Consider the following 10678-nt stretch of genomic DNA (forward strand, 5'->3'; position numbering starts at 1 on the left):
GAAGCACGGCCCAAGATTGGTCCACGAGCGACCTGATCAATTCGCTGCGACGATGCCGGCACACGGCAGCTGGGGCGCGTAGTTGCTCGTAGCTCAAACCCTAAAGCCCCAGCCAATCGATCACATGCGGCCAGATCTCTCGATGCGCACTCTGACCGACGAGCGCTCCAACTTGCTGCAGCGGAACACCGGTTTCCGCCTGATAGACAAGAACGGAGGGGGTGCTCAACGGTTGCAGTATGGGACCAGGAGGGCACCAAACGACTGGTATGATCAACTATCGCGGCGACGGGTCATTCAGTAAGCGGGTCCGAGCCGGCAAGAGGGCCGAGCACGTAAAGCTCGTTGCGGGCCAAGCAGTCTTTGCGAAAGCGCACGTCTATCCCATTTCGGAGCAGTTGGCGAGCGGGGTAAACTCATCGGGGCTCCCACGAATGGCGCGGAGGGGGGATGGCGAGCGCTTCCGAATCCGGCAAGCTGGCCGTGCAGCCTCGCAATAACGCACCAAGCACGAACTCCTCGGGTGCCGCGGTACGCTCGCCCCGATCGAGGAGCAGGCTCCCTGGCAGCGTGCTAATGGGCTCGGACGATGGTGCAATCAACGATCGATACTCGAAGTCTGGATCGTCAGACATCGCTTCGAAGATCGCCACCATACAGCCTTCGCGCTCCAGCGGCTGAAGCGTTGGAGAACGCTGTTCCAATCGCCAAACGCCTCTGGAAGATCACGCCAGCGAGCTCGCGTACGCACAATCCATAGAACGCCCTCCACGAACATCCGGTAGTCGCCTCCAGTCGATCCCTTTTGTCAGCCCGGCCGATAATCAGCGGCGCCATCCGATCCGACGGCGCGTCGCTCAAAACCATACGGTCGATCATACCCAAGACTGCCTCCCCAAAAGCAGTCTTGAACTGATGTGCCGGCTTAAGGGAATCCCAGGAGGTCCACAGGACCTAGTAAGCGGCAAGCGGTGGTTCCGATTGCTCCAACTTCGCCAGCGCAAAAATCTCTCCTCTTGGTCATTAAGGCCTTTCTTCGGCGGACGACCGATGCTGCTGCGTGTGAGAGAATGCACGCTTCGGCCAATTTGGCCCACTCTAATTCTCTAAGCCCGTCAGCTTGTCGAAAGCTGATCCTAGTAGAGTGAGAACTAGAGAGCGACACTATCCGCTCAGGATTGCGAACCGGCCCCAACCGGAGGGGAACATGGACCCACTTAACAATATCAGCCCATTCGACCGAGATCTCGCTACGTACAACGCCACGGTGGCACAACAGCAACAGCAGCAAGCGGAATTTGAGCCGCACTTGGATGAAGTGCCGCAACGCGATGCCGCTCCCGTCGCAGGGGTTCCTGCTCCTCCAGGCTCCTATTATCCGTTGGAGCTCGGGCGCCATAGTGCCCGCGATCCTCATTCCGAAGGCGCCGTCGCCAGACGTCTTGGGGACGCCGCTGCGCAGGACAGCGCGTCGCGGGAAGCTTTGAGATGGTCGGAGGGGCTCACAACGCAAGGTCACGATCAGGGTCTGCTGCGGGGGATCATGGACGAAGCCAGCCCAGCATCGTCTCTCGATCCAACCGTGCGCGATCACCAAGCGCCGGATTTTGGAGAAGCCGTTCGTCAGTTGAACCGGCGCGACGGCTACCAGCCGGCTCCGGACGAGCTGACCGGGAGCGCGGCGAAGAGGCAGAGGACGCTAAGCCATCCGCAAGAGGATGCCATTGCGCGGCAGCTGAGCGAGGCCGGCAATTCAGCCGCGCGCGTGTTGATGGAAGACGCCGGCCCACCGTCGCCTCTCGGGCGAGCTGTCGGCTCGCCAGTGGTCCTTCCTGCGGAAGGTTACGATCCGGATCTGCTGTGGGCGAGGATGGAAGGCGCCGGCCCATCGTCGTCTCTCGGGCCAACCGCGCGCCATCCTCAGGCCCCGAATTTCGGAGAGGCCGTTCGTCCCTTGAACTTCGGCCACCAGCACGCGCCGGACGAGCTGATCACTGCGCGGGAGGGGAGCAGCCTCCCGCCGAGCCAGGACAGCCGACCGACCAGCTTCGTGATCAACACTGACCGTTACACGGCGCTGTTGGTGCCCGCGGGGCTGATGAGGCAGAGCGCCCCACTCAATCCGCCAGGCGCTGCCATTCGTCTCGGATCTCGACCGGAAAACGCTCCGCAGCCGAGCGCGCGGCCGGGGAATCGGACCTCGCCAGCGCCGCTTGGACACAGGATGGAGCAAGCCGCGCCCGCGTCCGCCAGGGCTGAGGCTATGCCCTCAGCGGTCGGCGAGACTTTTGATGCTTCATTGGCCGTTCCCGAGGACTTTTCCCACGGCACCCAACCCGCGCCGGACATGATGATCTCGAAGCTGGGCCGCTGGGGCCTCTTGCCGGACGCGACGGAGCCGGTAAAGCACTACGACATTCGCGGCGAGCGCTACACCGCCGTCTTGGGGCCGGGAGGACCCAACGACGTTCGGCTCATCCATCACCCTCGAGTTGGTAGTGATGCTGCGCCAGCGGTGCGGGCGAGGGCTCTGTCAGACATCTAGCGCGGTCGTCACTCTCTGGCTGATCTGCCGTCGACACCGCAGAAGCTGCGTGATGACGCTGACTATCGCAATTCCGAGCAATTGTATTGGCTTCTTTGGCGGCATCAGGTGCTTCAGCGGGTCCTGAGCGAGGGTCTTCGAGGGTCGAAGATCGCTTGCGGTATGGATGACCGATTGATTTGCTCCGGGTGATTAGTTCGCAATCGGAGAACTTCACCCTGAGCGTCGCCGTCCCGCCCCGGGCGCCTGTGGCCTCGCAGTGGTGCGAAACCTTTTCGATGAGCGGCTTCAGTTCCGCTGCCGGAGCATCGTACTCCGCTAGGTCCTCTGAGAAGGTGTTCTCCGCGCCGAGGGACTTGCGGATCCGGTTGGCACGCACGGGACGCTCGTCGATGCCGTGGGTATCCAACAGAGTAGCTATCGGCCTTGCCGAAGTTGGCGTTCATAAACTCGAGTGTCTGTTGCGCATGTCCATGCCCGGGAAAATCCCGAGGCGGTTCATCTTGGCGCTTGTCGCCGGCCCGATCTCATGGAATTTCCCGGCGGGGAGATCCTGAACGGAGGTCGGACCCATCTTTGGCGTGGTAAGGAACGATCATGCGGCTTGCGGTGGTGCGAGGCGAGCTTCGCCAGCAACTTGTTGTAGGATGTCGGCCGAGCGGTCAGGCAGTGTCCAAGTGCCAGCGTGAGGCTATGACTAAGCGATAACCCGAAATCGACTAAACGCGACTTTGCAAAGACAAAAGCCTTCGACGAGGTCTTCCCAACGATGCGCAAGGCGCCGCGGCTCAATAAGGCGCCGACGAATAGTCGTGTCGCCAACAGACGCCTTCGGGATGAGCTGGAGCGGGCCGAGATCGAGGCCAACGGTCACTTCGAGGACGCCGCGTGGCGCGAAATGACGAGCTCCCACGGCGTCCGAGCGTTCGTCGCCAGCGACAGGCGGCGGTCGGAATCGTGAATTCTCCCTCGCGACGTTCTTTCCCTTGGTCGACGAGATTCCGCGATAACACGCCGCGCAATGCCGAATTCGGGCACATCGTGGCGCCACACCTTCGACCTGACCGAGCCGACGAAGGTGTCGCAATTGATGCGCGTTGCCCGCCGCTATGCGGACCGCAAAGACCTTGCGGCCAAGGTCGAACGTTAGGCGGTGCTGGTCGCGCTGTCGCGTAGCGCGCTGCAAGAAGCGGCACGTCGTGAGTTCGAGGCGAGGATTTTGGCCGGCGAGCGCGTGAGCGCGCAGGAGGTTGCCGCGAAAACAACACGGGGCCTGAAGCGGAATGGAAGACCGCCCAAGGCTCCGGCCGCGACATCCCCGGTAACCCCTTAAATTACGGTGTTTGCGGACGCCTGTTCGACAATCGGGCTAGGTGGGTAGCCCGCCAGCCTAACCACCAACTTTCAGGCAGCACCCGCCGACGGCACTGACACCTTGCGCGGGGGATCCCGCGAAGGGGCTGTTCGTGTGTGGCGAACGCCAGCCGACGACAGCGCGGCCTGGAGCTTCCGACATCAGGGGCGTCAACTGGCGTCCGCAAGCGCCTGTCACATGACCGACTCACATTTTTTGTGCTCGCCGATGTGACCTGTCCCCAAAAACCGACGGCCCCGCTCACTCGGCGAAAGAGGCCCATCGGAGGCCAAGTTCCGCGGGGCCTGCCTCCGGACCACCGGCTGGGCAGGCTGGAGCCGGCATGGACAGATTTTGTCTTGCTGGAGTAGCGCCATGAGCCGCAAGTTAAAGCGTGTGTCGTGCTGCGAGGTGTGCTGGACGATGCTGTCCGGATGGTGCCCGAAGCAAAGCGGACGTCATCGTTGAAGGCATGCCTAGCCGAAAAGATACTGGCTCTGGCCGCCGGGGCCAATCGGACACCGCTGTCTTACCGCGGCTTGCCGTGCGGGCGGTGCTGGAATCCTGCTGTAACTGCTACGGGTGTGAAGGGCAGCAACCGACCCTTGCAGCGGGCTGCGACCATCGCGGGAAGGTGATCTAAATCAAAGCCAAAGTGAATTAGCCGCGCTACGTTGCTGACAGGCCGAGTGGCCCTTCGGGCCATTGAGAGCTACGAGATGCTATGGCCGATCATGCAGAAATCATCCGCGCGAGCCGAGCAATGTCGGCAGCAGTGCAAAGACGGCTGGTCCGATCGACAAACAGCGACTACTGCGGCGTTCCGATGAATGGCCGAGGCTCGCACAGCTACCGGTGCTCGCTTCAACCGAAGACGCCTGCAGGAGTGAGCCTGACGAAGGCGACATTCTCAGGCTCCAGCAGTTCACTGAGATGCCTTTGCTCATGTGCGACCTCTTTGCTGATCGAGCTTCAGCCCCCTGACCCCACGGTCGGCCGAGAGGGAGCACTGCCCCGGCGCGCCCAACGGTCGCGCCGGGGCACATGACCTGGAGCGGAATATGCCTCGAAATAACTCAGCCTATTACCGCGCCAAGGCCGAGGATTGCCGTGCGCAGGCGGAGCGAGCGAGCCGCCCGCTCGACAAGGAGTCGTGGCAACGCCTCGCCGATGAATGGCAAAAGCTCGCAGAACACGCCGAGAGACTCGAAAATCAATAAGTCTTCGACCGATGCCCCACTTGGAAACTTGCTTAGGAATCCTGCGCAGGTTGATCGCTAAGGCGATCTGAACCGCATCCCGTTGGCTGAGAGGGCCATTAACGAATACTGGGATGTCACCCTGCCGAGGGCCCGCAAGAGCGGCCTTCGGTTTGTTCAGCAACACATTCTGGCCCACGCCAATGCGGTAATGGGGGATCGCCGCTCCTTCGCCGAACGCGTACATCGAAACAAAGCTGGCGGAGTAAGGCCGCCTTGGTCGGGGTATCCGCGCTGACGTGCCAGGTGTCATCGGCGATCTTGCGGAGGCGGTGCGTCCAGTCGAGACCACGCTGCATCATTTGGCTTCGCTTAGCCAGAGCCAAGCAAAAGTCCTGCCCAGCAAGCGGCAGAGTTATTCTTACGAAATTCTTCTTTGGGGAATTCCCTGATCGACCGGGAGGGGATTGTGCGCTGGAGCTTTACCGAAGTTCCCGAAGGCGGCCATCGCATCTTCGGGCGGCCGAGCCCCGAAGAGCTGATGTCGGCCGCCTCCCAAGTTGCAGCCTAACATGCTAGCGTGTTTTGGCGTGCAATCCTGCCATCTTGTCCTGGGCTGAGATGGTACGAGCCTGCCACACGACAAGAATGGCTTGTTCTCCGGCCAAAGCGCGATGTCACCGACTCATAAGGCAATACGCCCTCCGTGATTGTCGTGCCATACCCCAACTACATCCCGTGTCGAGCAACCTGCGTCGACCGGTGCTCCGCCTCGGCAAGCCAATAGGGTGGGTGGCCGCTAACTGCGGTGCTCAACAAGGACTTACAGAATGCAGGCGTTAGCTTGCCGCGATGGATCACGACGTTCTCGTGACCCGTCGCAGCTCGGGCGTTCTGCCAGTGCCGATTGTAGCCGCGCTGTTCATTCGACTTCACGTGGCAAGCGGCGAATTCGGCGTCATCCAGCGTCGCCAACTGCCAGGCATGTACCGGCCGTTTCGTATGAATGTGCACCCACATCGGACTGGGCATCGCACCATTGCGCCGTGCCTTACCCTGCAGCTTGATCTCGAACAGCGTCCCTGGCTCGCCCTTCAACGCGCGCGGTAGATCCGCAGGCGCCAACTCCTCAGCCGCCCGCAGCTCTTCAAGGTACTTCTGCGACGGAAAGGCGTAGGTCTTCATGCAATCGATCCTGATTTTGGCCTTTCGGTCCTGCAAAGTCTTTGCCAGCCCCTGTGCCTCGGACAACATCACCTTGAGCCGGTTTAATTTGTTGTGCACTTCGCTCACTTGCGCAGGCGTGAGTAAGGCCGCGTCGACGAGGCTCCTCCAACGCGGCTACACAGGCCTGCATCTCGGCGGCCTGCTTCTGCAGGCGCTCGACGACGGTGTCCACGATGTGGTCGGCGTCCTCGGGTTTCATCTGGCGCGCTTGCGAGATGGCCCTTTGCTGACCGGGCAGATCGAATTGCAAAAGTTCGTCCAACCGCTTGAGTACTCGCGTCAGTGCCTCCTTCGACGGGGGAGCCTGCCACATCGCCAAGTGTCCGGTCGCCGACGATGACGCCCTCGCATGTGCCTCCTCCGCGCTCGCGAGTTTCTTCGTACCCAGATCGGAGAGCACGAGAACCTTGGCTGCTGGCGCCGTGCCAATGCCGGCGGTCGCGACCTGCGGCTCCGGCCGCCCAGCCGCCGAACTCCCGGCGCAAGCGGCGGGCGTGCGCTTGCCTTTCCCCTTCCTGCGCGCTGCAGTGCCTTCGGCCGCAACAGCCCTGCCGGTAGTGCTCGCCGGTGTCGAAGCTCCAGCCTCGGCCGGCGGTGCGATGTTGGCCGGCATCTTCGGCTGCACTGCCAGAAACCGCATGACCTCGTTCGCAGTGAGCCACGCGCCTTCCACGATCTGGTCCAACAGTTCCACTGGGAGGTGGGCACCTGTTCCAACGTCGCTTAGCTTGGCAACGATGTCGTCCTGCGACGCCGACGCAAATTCCGAAAGCCGCTCCATGACTCCTTCCAGAACGGCGCAGTGCTCTGCGTCGAGTGCCTGTCCTTTGCTGTATAGAACAGCGTCGGACGTCGAGACGAATGCCGGAAAAACATCCTCGATGAAGGTTCCGAGCAGACGCGCCCGCCCGTTCTCACCAATGAGGATTTTTCTCACGGCTGGTTCGAACTCGCTCGCCTGCTGCTCAATCATGAGCTGCGCGAGAGCGATCCGCGATTGCAGATGCATGCACTTCGTATTGAGTGCCCAGCCGGCGTGCAGCCGCAGTGCCGCCTCTTCGCCCTGCCGCATCCGGGGCGTTGTACTTGGTAGGTTGGCGGTGGCCGCGCAGACGGACTGCATCCGTTCCGAGCGCAATGCCTTCTTTCCCCACCACTCTATGCAGGCCAAGTACTGTTTCGCCACAGTGGAAACCGCTCGGCTGAGCTGGTCGGGCGAAGCGTTGGATTTGCGGAGCGCGTCGAGCACGGATGCCGCACCCTTCCTGCTCTTCTCCAAGGCGTAGATGGTCCGGGTGGCCAGCATGTTGCATTCTTCCGCCGCCTCGAGTGCCACGTCGCGGATTCGGCGAGCCTGATCGTCGGGCACAATGCTACGTGCCAAATCTGGGGGCAGACTCGCGTAGTACTCCAGAACTGTTGAGCCTGCCTTGACGACTTGATCGATCAGCTCTTGCAGCTGTGACGAGTCCTGGACTTGCTTGGCCGCATTACGACAAGCCTCAAATTCCTCAAGCAGGCTGTCCATTTTCCGCTTTGTTGCTTTGATCTCGTCGCCCCTCGAGGAAACGGGGACTGCCAGACGCGATGTTGGCGGGTGGCTGGCGAGTGGCGCCGTTGCACCTTGAGGCCCGGAGCGCATCCGCTCCACGACGGAGTCGAAAGATTGGCTGCCTTCCCCAGGGGCGAGACTGGAATCCGAGGGCGCATTGCTTGATCCCCCCGCGCTGTCGGCTCCTGCAGTCCCAACGTGCGATTTGCCAGGTCGGCCAATGCCCGTCATATTCATCTCCGATACAGCCGAGAATGCGCAGCCTATCTAGATAGAGCACCTGGCTGACGAAGGTCGTTCTCCCGGACGCACAAGAAAATCCGAATGACCATCGTTCCAATTCCATGGAAGCTGCCCTGGTGAAGCTCATATGCCGCACGTTTGAGGACCGGGTTCGAGAGCCCGGCAGATTGCGAATCCATCTCATCGCGCAAAGCCGGGGCGGATAACGGAGGTCCCATGAGATTGCGAACTACCATTCATGGGAGCACCTGTACGCGCATCTTCGGACCTATACGAGATCCAGTGCCAAGGCTGCCGAAGGCGGTAACGAATTCCGGAGGCTGGATATGGCGTTCTGCAACGTTCTGGCCGGAAACTGATGCTTTCTCTTAAGGCCTTCTGTCGTCCTCCCTGAGGAGGCGCTAGCAGTCTGCTGAAAAACGTGAGGAATGAAGCGTTTTTTTTCTGTTGCGGAGGCCTCGTTGGGCTGGCGCGTCCGGGAGGCTAGGTCTGGGCTGGCTAGGCTGCAGCCAGTTTGGGGATGCGGATCAGATTATAGGCGATCAGATTGAGCAGGAAATCGGCGGCGACGCGACCGATGCCGCGATGTTTGGTCTTGCGCATGGTATTTCGACCTCTCGCCCGGATGTAGTTGCAATCATGAAGGCGCACGACTTGTGGTAGATCGAGCTGAAGGCTGTGGGCAAAGGCTATGAGAGCTGTCTGGCTCGCGTGGCTCGTGCTCGTTGTGTCGGTCTCGCAGGCCTGGTCCTGGGGCAGGAAGGCCATGCAATTGTCGCGAGATCGCACGGCGACGGCTCGATCCCGCCACGCTCGGCAAAATCGAGGGCCTGCTTGCGCAGGAAGCTCCTGCTCTTGATCACCCCAACGTAACACTTGCTTCGATCGCCAGTTGGGCTGACGAGTACCGTGCCGACCATAAGGATACGGCAGGATGGCATTTCGTGGATACCGGATGATGATCAACCTACGATCCGGATGCTGACCTCGCGCAACTCTGGTTCGATGAAGGGCGGGCAGACCAAGCGCGCACTAGATGTCGGCTTCCCTGGCGGCGACCAACGCTGCAACCCTCGTGCACCCCGTCCTGATCGGGCGCATTTTTTTCTCTTCCGCGAGCGCGTGCGTATGACTTGCTCGATTGATTCACATCAATGCCGTGCTGTGCTATTTATGATCAGAAACGCAAGGAGGCGAGATCGACCGGGTGGCTGCGCTCCTGAGGGGCTTGCGTCATTGATCCAGCACCTAACGATCGCGGGAGCTTTACCTCACAATCAGATCTAGCTGGATTTCCGCACGCCATCATCGGCGCGCCGATTCGAAACATTCAATCTCCAGCCGCTGCACGCCGGAGAACTTATGTGCTTTGCTCTCCTCTCGTCAAAGCTTAATCCAACGCAGCAGGGCGAACGCCTTTTCGCTGCGAGCCTGCATTGCCGGTCGAAAGCAGCGCCCTATCTCCTCAATGACGGCGGACGGTCGGGCAGGAAGATCGTCCGTTTGGACGAGACGAAGGCTTTGGGGAAGCCGCCATGCACATGGCATAGGATGGGTCGGGAGAAAGATGGGCTCGAGCTGATCTCCCTACTGACGGCGCATCAATCAATGAGCGAGCAAGGACATCAGGCCATGGGACGTATGAATGAGAAGGTCATTCTGGTGACCGGCGGAGCTCGCGGGCTGGGTGCAGCTCATGCGCGCCTGCTAGTCATCTGGAACGCAAGTTCGTCACATTAGTTGATAGTTCGAATCTCTACAGAGGAGAGTGCGAGTGGCTAATGCAGGTGAGCGAGGCCGGCCGATTGCGCCGTTAATGCTGAGTGCGCAGGAGCGGGCGTACTTGGAGAGACAAGTTCGTCGTCATCGCGTAGCCTGGTCGCTATCTGAGCGATGCCGTGCGATCCTGCGGTGTGCGGATGGCTTGCCAAGCAAGTCCGTAGCTGCCGAACTCGGCCTTCACGAACATACCGTTGGTAAGTGGCGTCGCCGGTTTTTGAAGGATCGCTGTGATGGCCTGCTTGACGAGGCCCGCCCTGGCCGCCCTCGCACCATCAACGACGATCAGGTCGCTGCCGTGATCGAGCGGACGCTGCGGACGACGCCAGCCGACGCGACGCACTGGTCGATCCGCTCGATGGCGGCGGAAACCGGCTTTTCTCACACCACGATCCGCCGAATGTGGGCAGCGTTCGGCTTGCAGCCGCACCGCAGCCAGACATTCAAGCTGTCGAGCGATCCGCTGTTCGTCGACAAGGTGCGCGATATCGTCGGCCTTTATCTATTCCCACCGAACCGTGCGCTCGTCCTCAGCATCGATGAGAAAAGCCAGATTCAGGCGCTCGATCGCGAGCAGCCGGTCTTGCCGATGATGCCTGGCGTGCCGGAACGGCGCACGCACAGCTATGTGCGGCACGGTACGACCTCGCTGTTTGCCGCGCTCGACGTCGCCTCGGGGTTCGTCATCGGCAAATGCTACAAGCCTCGGGGTTCGTCATCGGCAAATGCTACAAGCGCCACCGCGCAGTCAAGTTCTTGAAGTTTTTAAAAGAAGTCGA

Annotated in this window: 4 protein-coding genes and 4 pseudogenes; 4 read left to right on the plus strand and 4 right to left on the minus strand. The window is 61.1% G+C overall.

Annotation, left to right across the window (positions count from 1 at the left end; all coding sequences use genetic code 11):
* Positions 1–576: 576 nt before the first annotated feature.
* Together AC5ZG1_RS42335 and AC5ZG1_RS42340 are read right to left on the minus strand one after the other, a co-directional pair.
* Positions 577–885: pseudogene (locus tag AC5ZG1_RS42335) on the minus strand (transposase); the annotation flags it as partial.
* Positions 886–2474: 1589 nt separating this feature from the next.
* Entirely contained in the window at positions 2475–2924 is a 450-nt protein-coding gene (locus AC5ZG1_RS42340; protein WP_496136366.1) for a DinB/UmuC family translesion DNA polymerase, read from the minus strand.
* Between the two features lie 642 nt (positions 2925–3566).
* Here AC5ZG1_RS42340 and AC5ZG1_RS42345 point away from each other — a divergent pair.
* Positions 3567–3695, plus strand: coding sequence for a hypothetical protein (locus AC5ZG1_RS42345; RefSeq protein WP_283807049.1), 129 nt, complete (start codon positions 3567–3569; stop codon positions 3693–3695).
* A 1842-nt stretch (positions 3696–5537) separates the two neighbouring features.
* Positions 5538–5669 (plus strand): annotated as a pseudogene (locus tag AC5ZG1_RS42350) (AhpC/TSA family protein); the annotation flags it as partial.
* Positions 5670–5827: 158 nt separating this feature from the next.
* Here AC5ZG1_RS42350 and AC5ZG1_RS42355 read toward each other — a convergent pair.
* Both AC5ZG1_RS42355 and AC5ZG1_RS42360 read right to left on the minus strand, forming a co-directional pair.
* A pseudogene (locus tag AC5ZG1_RS42355) lies at positions 5828–8108 on the minus strand (T3SS effector XopP-like protein).
* 510 nt (positions 8109–8618) lie between these two features.
* On the minus strand, positions 8619–8888 hold the full coding sequence (locus AC5ZG1_RS42360) for a hypothetical protein (protein ID WP_130230717.1): 270 nt from the start codon (positions 8886–8888) through the stop codon (positions 8619–8621).
* Here AC5ZG1_RS42360 and AC5ZG1_RS42365 point away from each other — a divergent pair.
* Entirely contained in the window at positions 8846–9079 is a 234-nt protein-coding gene (locus AC5ZG1_RS42365) for a S1/P1 nuclease (RefSeq protein ID WP_165421509.1), read from the plus strand. The genes AC5ZG1_RS42360 and AC5ZG1_RS42365 overlap by 43 nt on opposite strands.
* 815 nt (positions 9080–9894) lie before the next feature.
* Positions 9895–10678 (plus strand): annotated as a pseudogene (locus AC5ZG1_RS42370) (IS630 family transposase); the annotation flags it as partial.

This window comes from Bradyrhizobium sp. Leo78, from assembly GCF_059512425.1.

What these genes read in the sequence shown, in the direction of transcription:
- AC5ZG1_RS42360 (WP_130230717.1), bottom strand. Translation starts at nt 8,888, where the DNA reads ATGGCCTTCCTGCCCCAGGACCAGGCCTGCGAGACCGACACAACGAGC.
- AC5ZG1_RS42345 (WP_283807049.1), top strand. Translation starts at nt 3,567, where the DNA reads ATGCCGAATTCGGGCACATCGTGGCGCCACACCTTCGACCTGACCGAG.